The sequence below is a fragment of the Mesorhizobium sp. AR10 genome (assembly GCF_024746795.1).
Taxonomy (GTDB): domain Bacteria; phylum Pseudomonadota; class Alphaproteobacteria; order Rhizobiales; family Rhizobiaceae; genus Mesorhizobium.
The window spans coordinates 247,568-263,186 of the sequence record NZ_CP080523.1 but is presented as its reverse complement, the minus strand read 5'-3'; the positions used below and the strand labels follow the sequence as shown (position 1 = coordinate 263,186).

Sequence of the window (15,619 nt, the reverse complement as noted above, 5' to 3'; positions counted from 1 at the left end):
ATGAAGCCTTGGAGGATAAGATGAATGGGTACCTGTCATCGAACCAATTGGATCGATCACTAATTCTCGTCGGCTGCGGCAACATGGGTTATGCGTTACTACGAGGATGGGTTGAATCGTCTTCGATCGATCCGAGCCAGGTCCATGTTGTCGAACCGGTCTCGAGTTTGCGGGAGAGGGCAGCGTCTCTCGGTGTGATCACCCACGACACGTGTGACACGCTCCCCGCGGATGCAGATCTGATAGTGATCGCATTGAAGCCTCAGATCGTGGACCGAGAGCTGCCCACTTACAGACGCTTTTCACAAAGTGCCGCCTTCGTGAGCATTGCAGCAGGCGTTACCTGTGAACGCTTGACGCGACTGGTCAATTCCACACGAGTAGCGCGCGCCATGCCGAACACTCCAACGGCGATTGGCAAGGGCTCAACGATTATTTTCTGCGACAGTGCCGAGAGGATGTTTCCCATGGAATGGGTCGTATCGTTGTTCAAGGCAGGTGGCGCTGTCCACCAGGTCGCACAGGAAGAGCTCATTGATGCAGCGACGGCGATAAGCGGATCAGGGCCGGCATACGTCTTCTACCTGATCGAATGCCTTGCAGATGCAGCGCTCAAACTCGGCCTCCCAGACACCATGGCGAGCGACTTGGCAAGAGAGACGGTTCATGGGAGCGCGGCGCTCGCCTTGGCATCGAACGACGCGCCATCGGAGCTCCGGCGCCAGGTTACCAGCCCAAACGGAACAACGGAAGCCGGCCTGCGTGTGCTTACTGACGATGATGGCCTCTCATTGCTGATTTCGCGTACGACAAGAGCGGCTTTCGAGAGATCATTGGAACTCGCTTCATCAACGCTAGCTTCTTGAAGGAGTTGTGGGGAACGGACGCTATGACCAAAGAAATCTTATACCTGAACGCTTCCGACATTGACCGAGTGAACATGTCGCCGTCCGATATGCGGACGGTGCTGGGTGACGCGTTCAGGGCGTACGGGAGAAGCAGCCTGCGTATACCATCCAAGCAGACCGTCAGAGCTTCGTCCGACCGCTATTTTCAAACTATGGCTGCTGTTTGCGCTGAACCGCCATTTGCCGCCGTGAAATGGGTCAGTGTAGTAGGTGAGAATAATCAGCGAGGGCTTCCTAGCGTCAACGGTTTGCTCATCCTCGGCGACTTCGAGACCGGCCTTCCTTTGGCCGTTATCGATGCCAACCGCCTGACAGTGATAAGAACCGCAGCCATGTCAGCGCTTGCATCCGAGTATCTCGCAACGCCGAAGAGTAATTCGCTTGGATTTGTCGGATGTGGAGCTCAGGCATACGGGCATCTGGCCGCATTGAAAGACGTGCTCCCCTCCGTTACAAACGTTGTATGCTTCGATCGTAGCAATGAGTCTGCGGAGAAATTTGCCTCGCATGCCAATAGCCAAGGTTTGTTGGGCCGAGCGACCGATAAAGTCGATGATGTTCTGGGAGCCGACATCATCGTATCGACAGTGCCAAGTGTTGAAGGAATGCAGCCATTCTTGGACGCGAGAAAGCTGAAACCCGGCAGCTTAGCCATCGCCATCGACATGGGCCGGTCCTGGCTGCGTGAAAGCCTGAGCGCGTTCGACTGTTTCGTTGTCGATGACAAGGAGCAAGCCGAAGATCCCGACAACCGCTCGAAGCTAGCATATGGGGGGCCGTTCGACGCGGATTTGGCCAGCCTGACGAACGGCGTTGGAGATGGGCGCAAAGGCGCGTCGGACCGTGTTCTGTTCATCTATCCCGGTTTCGCCTTGGCCGACCTCGCTGTTGCAAGTGAACTTTACGCCCGAGCCGTCCAAATGAATATTGGTACTAAGATGATGCGCTGAAGAACAGCCGGTGCACCGAGCAGCGACGATCGCCGTGGCGTAACGGCCAGGCAGAAGGGCAGATCAACCGTCTGAAGACGATCAAGCGCGCTATTGTCGGGATAGCAGGCCTTGAACTCCTACTCCACGGCGCTCCACTCAACCAGTCTCGCCACGCAAATTAAGGAAGACGCTGGTTAAGTGCAAAGCGACAGCTGCTTTGGATTCCGTCTACGCCAAACCAGGTTTTTCGTGGCGCCTGCGCCGGCTTCGGCGTGCGCTCTCGGCCGCTGCTATGGATTACCCCACTGAGGAGGACAATTGCTTCGGGCTAAGACGAAGTCCGGCGGCGCGGCGATGGCCCTCGAGCTTTTCGGTCGCGCTCTGGCGAACAGCTGCGGGAGCAACAGCGGCGACACCGCGTTCATCCAGCCATTGATGGGTGGCGATCTTCACATAGGAACCGACCACAGGCCACCCGTGTAGCGCCCGGCACCCATCGTCGGCAGGGTATGGTTCTTGCCACAGCAGTCGGACTAGACGACGCTGGCAGATGCTGGACTTGCAACAGTTCCGCGCTTTTGGCATCGACCCCGCTGCCAAGACCGTAGTCGCGCTTCCGAAGGCGTGACGCTAGCATCGTGGAACCGAAAGCTGATCACAAATGCAGAAATCACCACTGTCTAGTATTCTCACCGTCGGAATGTATCGCACCGTTGTTCGCTCTGTCTTTTCGGTGCGATCTTGCCGCGCGCCCAACCAAAAATCGGATCCAAATTGCGAGAGCTCCGTCGACGGCGCGATCTCGGAGTGAGGGTAGCAGTTGGCTCTGGCATGTCGCATTCGACAATCTCTTTGATTGAAATGACAAAATGAGCCCTTCATCGACACCCTCGGTGCGATACTTGACGCCCCGGACACGACCTTGCCCGGCTTCTCTTCGACCTGCAATCCGGCCTCCCGTACACACCTCTCGCCGCCCTTGATCTGGTTGAGATCGGCAAAGTCGGATCAATTTCCTATCGTGTTATCTGGTTGGATCACCGCAATCGGCAGTTGCTGATGCTACATGAAACGTAGGCAATCGATGCGCACGCAGCGCAGGATGTACAGGATGCGCAGGAAGCCGGCATGATCATCAAGGGCGCTGTGGCAATCACGGTGGGAGGGCTGCAGAAGGTGCTCAAAGAAGGCGACGGGTACTATCTCGGACAGTCGCCCGCCGCATCACTTTCGCAACGTCCAAGAAGGAAATAGCGAAATGTTGAGTGCGATAACCCCTCCCACCTACTGATGATCAGTGCACTGGTGAGGATCATCACCAGACGCGGCACCCGATGCGACTCCGGCTTGACGTTTCGTGTACCAGATAGACAATATGGCATATTGTTATGCGATACCGCATTCATCGGTCGAGGTGTTGCAGGCATGTCCGGAGAATAGCTCGATTCTTCGCGACCCCAGAAAGGAAGTCAGAGCTCCACAAAAAGGGGAATAACCAATGATCACCACAGCAGCCAAGGCTCTCGCAGCTTGTACTGCAATTCTTATATCGGGATTGCCGATTGCGACCCAGGCGGAGGAGATTCCCGAAAATCTCAAGGGGTCCGGTGAAGTTGTCGTCGCAACCGCAGGCGGCGCTTTCGAGGAGGCCCAGAGGAAAGCTTGGTTCGATCCCTTCACCCGCGACACAGGCATTAAAGTCGTGACCATACCATCGAGCCCAAAACTGCTTGCTTCGGCAAAGCTCGGTCAGCCGGAAGCCGACATCAGCAATATCAACGGCGGTGAAGTTCCAAGTTGGATCGACAACAACGCTCTTGAGAAGATCGATTACAAATATTTCTCAAAGGATACTCTGGCCGGCTTGCCCGATTTCATGAAGGAAGAATACGGTCTCGGTTCCTTCTTCTACTCGGTCGTCGTTGCATACAGTACCAAAAGCGCAGGACAGCATCCCAAGAACTGGGTCGACTTCTACGATGTGAAGTCTTTCCCCGGCAAACGCTCCCTTCCAAACTGTGACCTCATGCTTTACGGCGGGTTGCTTGAAGGCGCGCTCGTTGGTGATGGTGTCGCGCCCGATAAGCTCTATCCGCTCGATCTGGACAGGGCATTCGCCAAGCTTACAGCGATTAAGCCTAACGTGGGGCGCTGGTGGGCGTCAGGTGCCGATGCCCCTCAGAGTCTCATTGGCGGCGAAGTCGACATGGCGGCAGCGTGGAACGGCCGGATCATCACCGCCAAGAAGCAAGGCGCACCGTTGGAACTGTCTTGGGACCAGTCATTGCTCCAGTACGATGACTGGATCGTCCTGAAAAACGCGCCCAACAAAGACAACGCGTTTAAGCTGCTGGCATATATGTCACGGGCGGAAGCGCAGGCAGCATTCGCGGAAGCCATCCCCTATGGTCCAGTCAATAAGGATGCATTCAAGCTTCTTCCGAAGGATTTGGTTGCAGTCTTGCCTGGCGCACCAGACATCATGAAAAAGCAGATGGTGCCGTAGCGGGTCGTGTTGGAATTCGGCGGAGCAGCCTCCGGTAGGTTAAGATTATCGGCTCATGCGGCGAGGTCAATCTGCTGATCGCGTGGCTTCGTAGGAAGCGTCTGCCAGCCGTCGATCTTTCGCATCGAGATTTGACCGGACGCCATCAACGCCCAGAACAACATTGCCGCGGTTTCGGCCGAAGGCAGAACGGTCTGGGTCTTGATGCGCCGCTTGAACTCCTCATGCAGACGCTCAATCGCGTTTGTTGTTCTGGCGCTTTTCCATTGGCTCGGCGGCAGCCGGGTGAAGGCGAAGAGACGCTCGCCGGCCTCCTCCAGGCTATCGGCCACCGCCCGGCACTTGAGCCGCCATTTGCGCAGGAACGCCTTGCGGCGGCTCTCGATCTCCTCCGGCGTGGCCGCGTAGATCATGTCGGTGTAATCGGCGCTGATCTCCTCATGCAGCCGCTCGGGAGCATGGGCAAGCAGATTCCTGTGCTTGTGAACCGTGCATCTCTGCACCGGCACCCCGTCCCACAGCGCGGCGATCGCCCTGTCCAAGCCAGGTGCGCCATCGACCATGAGAAACTCAGGTCGGCGCAGGCCGCGCCCGACGAGATCGTCGAGAATGGCCCGCCAGGCCTCCGTCGTCTCGCCACCCATATTCTTGACCGCGAGCAGGATCTTCTGGCCGTCCGCGCGCACACCGATGACCACGAGCAGCGAGATCGAGGTCGCTTTGCGGTCGAGCCTGACACGAACCACCGTCCCGTCGAGGATCAGGCGCACGATCGGCTCGTCGGCCAGAGAGCGGGCATTCCAGGCGTCCCAGTCCGTCTTCACCTTGCGCCAGGTGCGGCTGACGACGTCCTTGCCGATCGCGCCGCCGAACAGCGCGGCGAGCGCACGCCGCACGCGCCTGGTGTTCGTGCCCGCCAGGTAGCTCGACGCGATCAGCGCGTCGGCGGCCATCGTGCGCCGCTGATAGGCGCGCAAGGCCTTGCTCTTCCATTCCACCGTCTTGTCCTCGCCGGCATCGAGGCGCGCCCGCGGAACCGTGAGCTCGGTGGTGCCGAAGGTCCCCGTCAGCGTGCGCGTCCGGCTGCCGTGGCGGTGGCCGGCGACACCGGTGGTCTCATCACTGCGCGCCGCCGGCTGCCGGCCATAACGGGGACGGGCAAGCACCGCGTCCAGCTCGGTCTCGAGCATCGTCTCGATGAAGCCGCGCACCCGCTCGCGCAGGCCAGCTTCAATCGGATCAAACCAGTTGTCGAAAAGATAGCTCGTCGCCTCATCCCCAGGATGAACGGCTTCCGCATTCATGGTAGTCCTTGTCATGGCGTAGTCTCCTGTCCGGCGCTCTAACGCCGGATGATTCGAGGTTTGACACCCCGGAGACTACGCCAACTCACAATTCCAACCACTCCTGCGACGGCACCAAGCAGATCGTTCAGGACTACAAATGGTGGGTAGCGCGAGGATCGGATGGTCGCACCAACTATGACGTGGCAATGGAACGCTGCATTGCGTTGCTGACGCAATAACCGGTGCGCTGCTGCGGGCGCTGGGCGCCCGCAGCAGCGCCACAAGGAAAGAGGTATTCTGCTTGATGGCTATTAGAAGTGGTCCGTTTGGGGCCATATTTTTTGCCCTCGCGATCGGTGACCGTTCTCCGAATGAGGGCGACATCCGTGTGGCCTTGGTCCGTGCGTGGAACCTCCCACGCTCTTTTTGGAGCCATAGGCCCAAGGTGAAGCGAATTACGACAAACCGAGACAATGGAGAGGTCTATGAGAATTGCGCTCGGGGGTATCCTGCACGAGACCAACACGTTTCGAAATGAGGATGCACAGCTTTCTGATTTTCACATCGTCCGCGGCCAGGCGCTTGTTGCAACGCATCAAGGCGTGCGCTCCTACATTGGAGGAATGCTGGACGCAGCCAAGACGGTAGGGGCGACCGTACTTCCAACGATGTTTGCTTCTGCCGAAGCTGGCGGCATCATATCGGAATGCGCGTACTCGAGCATGGTTGACGATCTGCTCGCCGAAATAAGAGAGGTCCTGCCACTTGACGCGGTTGGCCTGGCGCTTCACGGCGCAGGTATCGCACACGGCATTGGTAACATTGAAGTCGACATCTGTCGAAGGGTCCGGGACCTCGTCGGATCAGACGTCAAGATCGTGATTACCCTCGATCTTCATGGAAATCTTGATACGAAGCTCTCTGATGTTGTTGATGCAGCTTTCGGCACCAATTGTCATCCCCATACAGATATGTTCGAGAGAGGCCAGGACGCAATAACCATACTCCCTCAGATTTCGTCGGGTAGTATTAGTCCAGTGATTTATATTGAAAAAATTCCGCTCCTGTTGGTCACGGCGACAACCATGTATGGACCCATGGCGGCTGTAAACCAACTTTGCCGATCAATTGAGGAAGACCCGGATATCATTGCCTGCACCTTCTTTCACGGCTTTGTTTGGACAGATACACCTGACACCGGGCCCTCGGTCCTGGTGATCGCGAATGGTGATGCTCGCAAGGCCAAAGATGCAGCGCGGCGCATCGCTCACTTTGTCTGGAACAACCGGGACCAGTTTCGACCAAACGCCCTCTCCCCGGAGAAGGCAATCGAGTCTGCGCTCCGTTCGGAAGAGTGGCCGGTCGCGGTGCTTGACGGAGGCGACGACCCGGGCGGTGGCTGCCCTGGCGACGGAACATATCTGCTACGCGCGATGCTCAAGGCGAACCTGAGCGACGCCTGCTTTGCGGCAATGTTCGACCCATCCATCGTGGCACAAGCTCATTCAGCCGGTGTTGGCGCAACGATCGCGGTTGCGCTGGGAGGCAAGACCGACCCACGACATGGCGAGCCTATCGCCGCGACGGCCTACATCAAGGCCCTGACTGATGGCCGGTTTTTGTGTCAGTCGCCGATGGGCGAGGGAAGCCAAGTGTCGGTCGGCCGAACTGCCAGGTTGCACATCGGCGGCATTGACGTGGTCGTTGTTTCCGAACGGCACCAACCAATCGACACCGAAATCTTCCTGATTCATGGTATCGACGTCACGCGCTACAGGATCATTGCCTTGAAATGCACGAACCACTGGCGAGCGGGTTTTGCGAAAGTCGTCAAGCGAGACTACCTCGCCGACAGCCCTGGGATTATGAGTAGAGATCTTGCCAATCATTCCTACAAGCATGTCGCAAGGCCTATCTGGCCTTTAGACCAAGAGGTGGTGTACTAGCGATAACAGGGTTTTATATGCCACCGGAAAAAAGGACCGGAGGGACTGGTGTGTGGATAATCAGCGCTGGCGTCTTACCGATCGCTCCAGCCGGCGCGCACTCTCACAGCCATGGTGGCGGAGCATGTTGAATTGGCCTTGTTTGAGCAGACACTCGGCAACATCGAGGGCCTCAATCGACCATTCGGGGATCGTGTGGCAGACGCCGCGGAGAAAGCCGCAGGGTCGGTTCTGTTCGATATTCGTGTCGAAGGCGATATCTGCGTTCAGCGGATGGCTGCGATTGGATATGGCGTAGCCGGCACAGCGATAATCGTGATGGAGAAAAGCGGACACCTTAGATGCGCTTCGATAGGCGGGGACACCGACGGCAGCATGCGCAGCCGTGGCGCGCTCAGAAGCCTCCCTTGGCGAGTTCGGCGGCCTTGGCTTGCAAGGCTGCGTCAATGTCGCCTTCCGTGGCCTCGCCGCCTTGGCTAAATGACTTGTCGAGCATTGCAAGTGCCTGGCTGTCGCGGTCGATCAGATCAGGGAAATGACGGCTTCGATCTCGACCTTTGCGCCTTTCGGAAGGGCCTTTACGTCGTAGCATGCGCGAGCGGGGTAGGGGGTGAGAAGAAGCTCGCGTAAACGCGATTGACCTCGGCGAAGTCACCAAGGTCGGAGAGCAATACGGTCGTCTTGACCGTCTTCGACAATTCAGTGCCGGCGGCCTTGGCGATTGCCTCAAGGTTCCTCAGGCACTGCTCGGCCTGTTCCACGGCGTTTGCTGAATTGAACTCGCTTGTGGCCGCATCGGCCATGGAAACTTTCAGGCGGGACCAGATCACTCCGCGGCGAGTTGCTTTGGGCTGAGACGAAGTGCGGCGGCGCGGCGATGGCCCTCGAGCTTTTCGGTCGCGCTCTGGCGAACCGCTGCCGGAGCAACGGCGGCGACGCCACGTTCGTCCAGCCATTGGTGGGTAGCGATCTTCACGTAGGAACCGACCCAGAGGCCACCTGTGTAGCGGCCTGCCCCCATCGTCGGGAGGGTATGGTTCGTGCCACAGCACTTGTCGGAATAGACGACACTGGCAAGTTCCCCGATGAAAATCGAGCCGTAGTTGCGCAGCTTCTTCGCGGTTGCCTGCGGATCACGGGTGTGGACCTGCAAGTGCTCAGTTGCGATGTGATCGGAGTAGGCAATCATCGCCTCTTCGTCCTCGACAACGGTGATCTCGCCGTAGTCCTTCCACGCGACCCCTGCCACCGGTGCCGTCGGCAGGTTTTCCAACTGATTCTCGACTTCGCTTAGAATGTCTTCAGCGAGTTTGCGGTTGGTGGTGACCACACCAACACGGGTGCGAACGTCGTGTTCGGCCTGGGCGAGCAGGTCCATCGCGATCATTGATGCATTGGCCGTTTCGTCAGCAACGACGAATATTTCGCTGGGGCCGGCAAGCTGGTCGATGCCGACCTGGCCGAACACCTGACGCTTTGCTTCGTTAACGAAGGCATTGCCGGGCCCAACGATCTTGTCGACAGCTGGGATCGTCTCGGTGCCATATGCCATGGCGGCGATTGCTTGCGCGCCGCCGACGCGGAAGATGCGATCTGCGCCCGCGAGATGGCAGCCAGCGATCATTGCCGGGTGAGCGTTTGGTGGAAGGCAGGCGATAACCTGGTCGCAGCCAGCGACCCTTGCCGGTACGATGGTCATCACCGGAGCGGAGAGAAGCGGGTAGCGACCGCCCGGTACGTAGCAGCCAATCGTTTCAATCGGGATCACACGATGACCGAGGTGGAGACCGGGAAGGCTCTCTATTTCGAGGGGCAGAATCGTGCCAAGTTGTGCCTCGGCGAAGCGACGGACATTGGCAATAGCGAACTCGGTGTCCTCGCGGGTCTGCGGATCAAGATCGGCAACAGCCTTCAGCTTCTCTTCCTCGGTGACCTCGAAGTTTGCGACATGAGCCTTGTCGAAGGCGAGGGAATATTCGCGAACCGCCGCGTCACCTCGCACGCGGACATTTGCGATGATCTCCTTTACGGTTGTTTCGACCTGAGCTGTGTCGGAGACGGCGTCTCTGATTGGTTGCTTGAGCTGGACAAATTTTCCTTTCAACGCATCAAGACGCGGCGTCATCAAAAACTCCTGTGTGGGATGATCGCCGTCAGCATCATGCAAGGTGAGCAGTCCGGCAATTGCCCCAAACCGCTTGTTCATTATAATCACCAGGTGCGCAGCAGTTTGGTCGGCCTTGGTATCCTGTTCGTTGCGAGGATGTCATTCTTCAAGGATCAGAGCGCACCGGGGCTGTAGAATGCCAAAGATTGGACCTAAACTTCGTGAATTGCGCCGCAGGAGAAACCTGGGGGTCCGGGAGTTGGCCGCGCGTTCGGGAATATCTCATTCCGCAATTTCGCTCATTGAGCGCGATAAAATGAGCCCTTCCGTGGACACGCTCGGAGCGGTCTTGGACGCCTTGGGCACCACGCTTCCTGGCTTCTTCTCAGACCTTCAATCAAGTCTTCCATATTCGCCATTCTACGCCGCCGCAAATCTCGTCGAAATTGGAAAGGTTGATACAATCTCGTATCGTGTCGTAGGCCTCGATCACCCCAATCGGCAGCTGCTGATGTTGCATGAACGATATGCGCCGGGCGCGGACACCGGCGAGGAGTTTACGCATGCCGCACAGGAGGCCGGTATGGTGCTTTCCGGCATGGTTGAGATCACGGTCGGAATTGAGAAGAAAGTTCTAAAGCCTGGTGATGGCTACTATTTCGATAGCCGTCTGCCACATCGGTTCCGGAACGTCTATGGCGGACAAAGCGAGATTGTGAGCGCGATTACACCGCCGACTTATTGACGCCCTGCGAAACCGATACTGGTGAGTATAATGACCAGACCGGTTAGCCCCCATTCCCAAAGTTTGGAAACCTGCTTTTCTGGTGGTTGGCCGACATCAAGAAGGGGAGCGTCCAGTGACCGCTGGCCAGGTTTGTTCTGACTTCAGGGTTGGTCCAAGCGGGTGGGGCCACACTCTGCTGTTCAACAAGAATCTGAACGCGTACCGACTTGGCCGCATGGTCCGCAGAATTTATGAGATCGAAACCTATCGTTCGATGGCGCTGCTCGGCTTGCCGCTCGCGCGGCATCTCGCGCCACGGCTGGGTGAATTCGAGACGAGCCTTGGCGAATTGGCGGCTCGCAACCAATCGACACCGGCAGACCAGCACAAGAGACTTCTCAAAGAAATTTCGGAACTCTCCGCCGCCATTATCTCTTTTTCTGCTCAAACCCGCAGTCGCTTTGGCGCGACCGCGGCCTACGCAAAGATTGTCGAGGAGCGCATTGGCGAGTTGCGCGAAGCGCATGTGCCAGGCTTCCAGAGATTTGGCGTATTTGTCACCAGGCGCTTCAAACCGGCGGTCCGCACCTGCGAGGCGGCATCCCTTCGGCTGGAGCAACTGTCCCACGCCACCATGCACCTCCTGAACCTGCTCCAGACCCGCATTCAGGTCGAGATCGAGTTCCAGAATGCGATGCAAATACAGGCGATGGCGGAACGGGCAGCGACCCAAGTGAAGATCCAACGCGCGGTCGAAGGATTCTCGATCATCGCGATCAGCTATTACCTCATTGGCCTCATCAAGACGGCATTGGAGGCAACTCAACATGTCGGATGGAACATCAGCCCGCTGCTGATGCTCATCTCAATCCCCCTGGTTGTGGCCTCGGTGACGATCGCCGTACTTCGGACCAAACATGCGCTTTCGACTCGTGACTAGAACACTGTCCTCGATGTCAATGCGATCATAACCGTCGCGGCCTGAAAGCTTTAGCGTAGAATCGGATAGACGTGCCGGACCATGTCGTGGCAGCCTGGTTCTGGAGAGTTTCCTTCTTTGCCGGCCCAGAGCACCGGTTTGACGCCGGCTCGCGTGCCATCGAAACGCAAGCCGAAGCGCGCTTGGGTCAGCGACGCATCCGTCGCAGCCGAAATGAAGCGGGCTTGCTGCCCCGTCGAAAGCTCTGCGAAGCACCCCTCCAGCTCGAAGTAGCTGGTCGCGCTTTGAAAGCGAACGTCCGTCGACTCGCAATATATTTCCCGTCGTCCACCGAGAGGGCTCGTAAGCAGGCGAACTGCGTCGATCGCGTTGCTTTTGCCGCCGTTGTTTTCACCCACGAAGACCGTCAAGTCTTTTTGGAGTTCGATCTCTCCTTCGTCGAAAGAGCGAAAGCTGTTGAGCTCTATATTCCTGAGATACATTGAACCCCTCGCAGAATCAGGAAGCATAGAGCAACGGCAGGGATTTCTCGATAGAGGCAGATCCCGAGTGCCCACATTGCACAGGGGTTTGAAGGAGGAGCGATGTTCACGGAATTAGAGAACGCATTTGAAGCGATCGCAGAGGCGATGAAACATGCCGCTGGGGACTGTTCGGCTTCAACCGCCTCTGCGGAAGCAGAGCCTCATGGGTTGCTTGAGCAGGGAGATGGAAAGCCTTCCCAATTACATGTCTGGGAGAGGAGTGAGGGAGGAAACACTCTGCGGTTTCAGTGGCGTTGGTACGACCAGTCGAAGGCTTTCTCGATCCAACCTGACATGAATATCCTCTCCTTGGAGCTTCGAGAGGCTGACGGGCTTCTTCGAAGTACTGAGGAGCGATATGAAGACTGAGAATTTGGTTTATGTTCAACACGAGAGGGCTGTGAACGAACATGAACGGGCTGAGTTTGAACTACGTCTGGGGGCAGGAGGTCATACCGGTCGTGCTGCGGCGAACGGGTAAAGGTCAGCTTTTACGTGTTCGTCTTCCGTATGTGGAGACAAACCGCCAGTGGCTTCAAAATGGAAGGCGAACGTCGCCGGCTTGGATCGCGGGCAAGAAATATTGGGAATTGCCGAAGTCCTGGTTCAACGACTTCGTTGATCGGGCGCTACTGCGCTTCAGCAAGGTCTACATCATCCAGCCCTACCGCGAGCAGGAGATCTGCGCGCGGGCGTGCCAGGAAGCACAGGGTCACGAATGCCAGTGTTCTTGCATGGGCGCCAACCATGGCGTCGGCAATGACGGAAGCTGGTTCGAGGTTTCCGACACCTTCTCGACCCGCTGGGGCGAGCGCGAGCTCGCGTGTCGTCTACTCACGGCCCGATAGAGACGAGTGCCCGATCAGACGCTTACGCGTCATCGGACACCGGATGAATTTCTCGACTGTGCCGTCGAGAAACACTCGCTCGATGTGATGCCCGGCGCCTTCGACAAGACTGCGTGCCACCATCGGCAGCTCCCGGATCGAGCGCTGAACGTCATCCATCGCGATCGGCGCGTCGCTTTCCGGCACATCGATCCTTGTGACGTTGTTCTTGCCGACCAGCAGATAGGCTTGTCCCAGGGCATTGCGGGATTGCGCGCGGGCGGCCGCATTGAAAGAGCGCATGAACGCCCAATCCTTGATGCCGCCGGTGCGCGCCCGCTCATCGACAGTGAAAGTGGACTCACCCGTTCCCAGGCTCAGGATACGCACGTCCTCGCGCGCGATGTCGAAGCAGGCGAGGGCGTCGATCAGCGCGTTCATGACCGGATTGTTGGCCCAAATGCCGCCATCGATCATGACGTAGCCGTCGTCCTCGACACCGGGGTAATAGGACGGGGCCGCCGTCGTGTGGAGCGCCACATGCGCAAACTTCTTATGGCGGTCCTTCTGGTAGTCCGGGTGGTGCGGCGTCTTGTAGAGGAACGGCTCTCCGTGGCGCCCTTCGAAGCTCGGGATGACCAGCCGGGTGACGGCATCGTCCAGCACCTTGTCGCCAAAAATCCGCAGCAGCTCCTCCTTGAGGGCTGCCTGGTCGTGCTTTGGCTTGAACAGCCAGCGCAACGCCCTCGACATCTTGCGGAGCCCCGCCGCCGGCGGAAAGATGCGCTCGCCGCGCTCGAGATAGATGTTCAAGGCCTGTCCGGCCGTCATCCCGTGGGCAAGGGCGAGCGCGATGATGCCGCCCGTTGAGGTGCCGGCAATCATGTCGAAGTGATTGGCGATGGAAGCGCCGCCCAGGAAGCGGCTTTCGAGTTCGGCCAGGACCGCCGCAGGAAACACGCCGCGAATTCCGCCACCGTCGATCGACAGGATGCGCAACGGGCGGCCCTGCGGCCATGACTGCTTTAGTCGAGCATGTTGGATCGTGCCGTCAGACCGGCGCGGCGGAATATAGTTCATTGGCTAGCCTCCGTTACCTCGGCGAATTCTGATCCGGCGTGCCGCCCGCCGCCGGTCCAGCGCCCGGTCATCAACCAAAGTTCGTAGCAGGCGAGCCAGTCGAGCGCCCAAGGGATGGTCGTGTTGGCGATAGTCATCGTCGATGACCATTCCCTCTCGCGAGGATCGAACAGGCAAAGAGTCGGATCCTCGGCAGGCGGATAGACATGGGGCAGTTGCCCCTCGGAATTGCCGGGCAACCGAACCAGCTCGGGTGAGAGCACCCGCACCCCGGGGAACGTCCCGAGCTCATAACGGATTTCCAGTGAGTAGCTTGAATATTGCGGCCTCACGCTTCCCACCCACCGAGCGGACTGCGTGCGGCGGTCGATGCGGCGCGCAGCGAACTGTGGCCAGGTCGCCTTCATCGCGGCGATCTGCTGGTCGATGGAGAGGGGCGCCGCCCGCATCAGATCTTGCGCCCGAAGAAAGTGTGGGGCCGCGCCGCCGAGACCGCCGGGTTGACGGTCGACGCCGCGACCGCGGCGGCAGTAGGAAACAGCACGCTGCCGCGTCGCGTGTAGAGCTGACGGGACTGCTGGATCCCGCCACCAACCTCGATGGCGATCTGGTCTGCGGCACGGGTCACGACCCGTTCGCCAAAGTCGTCGCGCAACGTGTCCATCATCGCGTTGGGGAACATTTCGCCCTTGCGCATCGCCTCGAGCGAACGGACGAGCTCGTGCAGGTGTTCGGCGAACTCATCCTGCTGAGCAATGGATTCCGGCCAGCGGTCGGTGAAGACATCGGTCGCGCAGACCGGATTGGCGACATGTAGGAGCCGCCCGTAGAGCGAGGCCTGCTCAACTTCGCGGATGATCCAACTCGCGAGGCGAACGAGCATGGCGCTGAGCGACATGTTCGGCTGCGCGGCGAGCCCGGCGTAGTAGGAGAGCATCACCGACGGCGGAATACGCCCGGCAGAGCTGGCGTAGCGAATGTTGCGGACGCGCTTGAGGAGCTGGAGGGCGAGCGTCGCCGTGTTCTTGACGATGAAGTCGCACTGATCTGGAACATCGTCCACATCGGCGTCGGCGCGAGCCGCAAGGCCCGCATGGTCAAGCCACCGCCGGTGGAACTCCTTCGCCATGCGCAGTTCGAGCGGCGTCCTGTTCGCATACCACTGCGCGAACCCATAGGCATTCATGTCGACCAGGCGGTCGTCGTCCGAACGCCTCGGACCCTTGGCATGGGTGATCCGGCTTTCGCGATCGAGCCTGCTGTAGACGCGCAGCGACGGCGTGACGTCGAGATGCATCTTGTCGGCGTAGAACAGAGTGACGCAGCGCGTCTGCCGCAACACACGCTGCACGGGATAGTCACTGAGCGCGGATTCCAGCTCGGTCAGGATTTCAAGAGGCGCCATGCCGCGAAAGCGGCCGCCGAGCTGCGAGACGATGTCGAGATCATACTCGTCGTCGGTGCCGCGCGTCGAAATCGTCGCATCAATCGCCATGGAGCCCTGCGGGTAGAAGTGCTCGATCTGGTCGAAGAAGGCGGTGGTGGCCTCTAGATGGCGCCGCACCGCCTCATAACGCGACTTCGCCTTGTCATGGAGCGAGGGCGGCAGCTGAACGCTGAGCGCAATCTCGGCGAGGATGCGGTCGAGAGGGTCGTCGAAAGGATTGAGGCCGGTCGGCGCAAGCTGGATATTCACATCTATCTCCACGGCGGGCTGGGCTGTATCTGTGCATCTCGCCACCGCCCGCGCAGTGTTCGGGATGATGCAAATATAAGCGCGTCTACTCCGAACAAGATGGGGAGCTTGAATGCGTCTGTCAAGGGACCTACAATATA

At 58.7% G+C, this 15,619-nt stretch carries 15 protein-coding genes and 3 pseudogenes; 9 read left to right on the top strand and 9 right to left on the bottom strand.

Annotation, left to right across the window (positions count from 1 at the left end; all coding sequences use genetic code 11):
* Positions 1 to 8: 8 nt before the first annotated feature.
* Together proC and LHFGNBLO_RS01290 are read left to right on the top strand one after the other, a co-directional pair.
* A complete protein-coding gene (proC, locus tag LHFGNBLO_RS01295) occupies positions 9 to 866 on the top strand; it encodes a pyrroline-5-carboxylate reductase (RefSeq protein ID WP_258600385.1) in 858 nt (285 codons plus the stop codon).
* A gap of 23 nt (positions 867 to 889) precedes the next feature.
* Positions 890 to 1,858 carry an ornithine cyclodeaminase family protein gene (locus LHFGNBLO_RS01290; RefSeq protein WP_258600383.1) on the top strand — a complete coding sequence of 323 codons (969 nt, stop codon included), beginning with the start codon at positions 890 to 892 and terminating at the stop codon, positions 1,856 to 1,858.
* Positions 1,859 to 2,137: 279 nt separating this feature from the next.
* On the opposite strand, the pseudogene LHFGNBLO_RS01285 reads toward LHFGNBLO_RS01290, so the two are convergent.
* Positions 2,138 to 2,367, bottom strand: a pseudogene (locus LHFGNBLO_RS01285) (histidinol dehydrogenase); the annotation flags it as partial.
* Positions 2,368 to 2,968: 601 nt separating this feature from the next.
* Between LHFGNBLO_RS01285 and LHFGNBLO_RS33565 the strand changes: the two are divergent.
* On the top strand, positions 2,969 to 3,094 hold the full coding sequence (locus tag LHFGNBLO_RS33565; protein WP_258600382.1) for a hypothetical protein: 126 nt from the start codon (positions 2,969 to 2,971) through the stop codon (positions 3,092 to 3,094).
* 244 nt (positions 3,095 to 3,338) lie between these two features.
* The gene (locus LHFGNBLO_RS01275) at positions 3,339 to 4,346 is read left to right on the top strand and encodes an ABC transporter substrate-binding protein (RefSeq protein WP_258600381.1); all 1,008 of its coding nucleotides are present in this window, start codon (positions 3,339 to 3,341) and stop codon (positions 4,344 to 4,346) included.
* A 53-nt stretch (positions 4,347 to 4,399) separates the two neighbouring features.
* Here the strand turns inward: LHFGNBLO_RS01275 and LHFGNBLO_RS01270 are convergent, their stop codons facing one another.
* Positions 4,400 to 5,650, bottom strand: coding sequence for an IS256 family transposase (locus LHFGNBLO_RS01270; protein WP_258600489.1), 1,251 nt, complete (start codon positions 5,648 to 5,650; stop codon positions 4,400 to 4,402).
* Positions 5,651 to 6,117: 467 nt separating this feature from the next.
* Here LHFGNBLO_RS01270 and LHFGNBLO_RS01265 point away from each other — a divergent pair, with 467 nt between their 5' ends.
* Complete coding sequence (locus LHFGNBLO_RS01265) at positions 6,118 to 7,578, top strand: M81 family metallopeptidase (protein WP_258600380.1); 1,461 nt, start codon at positions 6,118 to 6,120, stop codon at positions 7,576 to 7,578.
* Between the two features lie 60 nt (positions 7,579 to 7,638).
* Here the strand turns inward: LHFGNBLO_RS01265 and LHFGNBLO_RS01260 are convergent, their stop codons facing one another.
* The 3 genes and pseudogenes from LHFGNBLO_RS01260 to hisD form a co-directional block, all read right to left on the bottom strand.
* Complete coding sequence (locus LHFGNBLO_RS01260) at positions 7,639 to 7,914, bottom strand: hypothetical protein (RefSeq protein WP_258600379.1); 276 nt, start codon at positions 7,912 to 7,914, stop codon at positions 7,639 to 7,641.
* A gap of 186 nt (positions 7,915 to 8,100) precedes the next feature.
* Positions 8,101 to 8,375: pseudogene (locus LHFGNBLO_RS01255) on the bottom strand (Rid family detoxifying hydrolase); the annotation flags it as partial.
* Positions 8,376 to 8,404: 29 nt separating this feature from the next.
* Entirely contained in the window at positions 8,405 to 9,703 is a 1,299-nt protein-coding gene (hisD, locus tag LHFGNBLO_RS01250; RefSeq protein WP_258600517.1) for a histidinol dehydrogenase, read from the bottom strand.
* Between the two features lie 178 nt (positions 9,704 to 9,881).
* On the opposite strand from hisD, the gene LHFGNBLO_RS01245 reads away from it, so the two are divergent.
* Positions 9,882 to 10,430: a cupin domain-containing protein gene (locus tag LHFGNBLO_RS01245; protein WP_258600378.1), complete on the top strand. Its 549-nt coding sequence runs from the start codon at positions 9,882 to 9,884 to the stop codon at positions 10,428 to 10,430.
* Between the two features lie 121 nt (positions 10,431 to 10,551).
* A pseudogene (locus LHFGNBLO_RS01240) lies at positions 10,552 to 11,352 on the top strand (DUF3422 domain-containing protein); the annotation flags it as partial.
* Between the two features lie 50 nt (positions 11,353 to 11,402).
* On the opposite strand, the gene LHFGNBLO_RS01235 reads toward LHFGNBLO_RS01240, so the two are convergent.
* A complete protein-coding gene (locus LHFGNBLO_RS01235) occupies positions 11,403 to 11,834 on the bottom strand; it encodes an AAA family ATPase (RefSeq protein WP_258600375.1) in 432 nt (143 codons plus the stop codon).
* Between the two features lie 102 nt (positions 11,835 to 11,936).
* On the opposite strand from LHFGNBLO_RS01235, the gene LHFGNBLO_RS01230 reads away from it, so the two are divergent.
* Both LHFGNBLO_RS01230 and LHFGNBLO_RS01225 read left to right on the top strand, forming a co-directional pair.
* Positions 11,937 to 12,245, top strand: a complete 309-nt coding sequence (locus LHFGNBLO_RS01230) for a hypothetical protein (protein WP_258600373.1) — start codon at positions 11,937 to 11,939, stop codon at positions 12,243 to 12,245.
* A gap of 41 nt (positions 12,246 to 12,286) precedes the next feature.
* Positions 12,287 to 12,724, top strand: a complete 438-nt coding sequence (locus LHFGNBLO_RS01225) for a hypothetical protein (RefSeq protein ID WP_135928545.1) — start codon at positions 12,287 to 12,289, stop codon at positions 12,722 to 12,724.
* Here the strand turns inward: LHFGNBLO_RS01225 and LHFGNBLO_RS01220 are convergent.
* Genes LHFGNBLO_RS01220 through LHFGNBLO_RS01210 form a run of 3 tightly spaced genes read right to left on the bottom strand, consistent with a single transcriptional unit; the run spans position 12,707 to position 15,479 of the window.
* Positions 12,707 to 13,783, bottom strand: coding sequence for a CBASS cGAMP-activated phospholipase (locus tag LHFGNBLO_RS01220; protein WP_258600370.1), 1,077 nt, complete (start codon positions 13,781 to 13,783; stop codon positions 12,707 to 12,709). The two genes, LHFGNBLO_RS01225 and LHFGNBLO_RS01220, sit on opposite strands and share 18 nt — an antisense overlap.
* Positions 13,780 to 14,232 (bottom strand): hypothetical protein, encoded by a 453-nt coding sequence (locus LHFGNBLO_RS01215; protein ID WP_258600366.1) that lies wholly within the window; start codon positions 14,230 to 14,232, stop codon positions 13,780 to 13,782. Before LHFGNBLO_RS01215 ends, LHFGNBLO_RS01220 begins: the two co-directional genes overlap by 4 nt.
* Positions 14,232 to 15,479: a nucleotidyltransferase gene (locus LHFGNBLO_RS01210; protein ID WP_258600365.1), complete on the bottom strand. Its 1,248-nt coding sequence runs from the start codon at positions 15,477 to 15,479 to the stop codon at positions 14,232 to 14,234. Before LHFGNBLO_RS01210 ends, LHFGNBLO_RS01215 begins: the two co-directional genes overlap by 1 nt.
* Positions 15,480 to 15,619: the final 140 nt, after the last annotated feature.

What these genes read in the sequence shown, in the direction of transcription:
- LHFGNBLO_RS01245 (WP_258600378.1), top strand. Translation starts at nt 9,882, where the DNA reads ATGCCAAAGATTGGACCTAAACTTCGTGAATTGCGCCGCAGGAGAAAC.
- LHFGNBLO_RS33565 (WP_258600382.1), top strand. Translation starts at nt 2,969, where the DNA reads ATGATCATCAAGGGCGCTGTGGCAATCACGGTGGGAGGGCTGCAGAAG.
- LHFGNBLO_RS01220 (WP_258600370.1), bottom strand. Translation starts at nt 13,783, where the DNA reads ATGAACTATATTCCGCCGCGCCGGTCTGACGGCACGATCCAACATGCT.
- LHFGNBLO_RS01215 (WP_258600366.1), bottom strand. Translation starts at nt 14,232, where the DNA reads ATGCGGGCGGCGCCCCTCTCCATCGACCAGCAGATCGCCGCGATGAAG.
- hisD (WP_258600517.1), bottom strand. Translation starts at nt 9,703, where the DNA reads ATGACGCCGCGTCTTGATGCGTTGAAAGGAAAATTTGTCCAGCTCAAG.
- LHFGNBLO_RS01265 (WP_258600380.1), top strand. Translation starts at nt 6,118, where the DNA reads ATGAGAATTGCGCTCGGGGGTATCCTGCACGAGACCAACACGTTTCGA.
- LHFGNBLO_RS01230 (WP_258600373.1), top strand. Translation starts at nt 11,937, where the DNA reads ATGTTCACGGAATTAGAGAACGCATTTGAAGCGATCGCAGAGGCGATG.
- LHFGNBLO_RS01225 (WP_135928545.1), top strand. Translation starts at nt 12,287, where the DNA reads ATGAACGGGCTGAGTTTGAACTACGTCTGGGGGCAGGAGGTCATACCG.
- LHFGNBLO_RS01290 (WP_258600383.1), top strand. Translation starts at nt 890, where the DNA reads ATGACCAAAGAAATCTTATACCTGAACGCTTCCGACATTGACCGAGTG.
- LHFGNBLO_RS01270 (WP_258600489.1), bottom strand. Translation starts at nt 5,650, where the DNA reads ATGAATGCGGAAGCCGTTCATCCTGGGGATGAGGCGACGAGCTATCTT.
- LHFGNBLO_RS01275 (WP_258600381.1), top strand. Translation starts at nt 3,339, where the DNA reads ATGATCACCACAGCAGCCAAGGCTCTCGCAGCTTGTACTGCAATTCTT.
- LHFGNBLO_RS01235 (WP_258600375.1), bottom strand. Translation starts at nt 11,834, where the DNA reads ATGTATCTCAGGAATATAGAGCTCAACAGCTTTCGCTCTTTCGACGAA.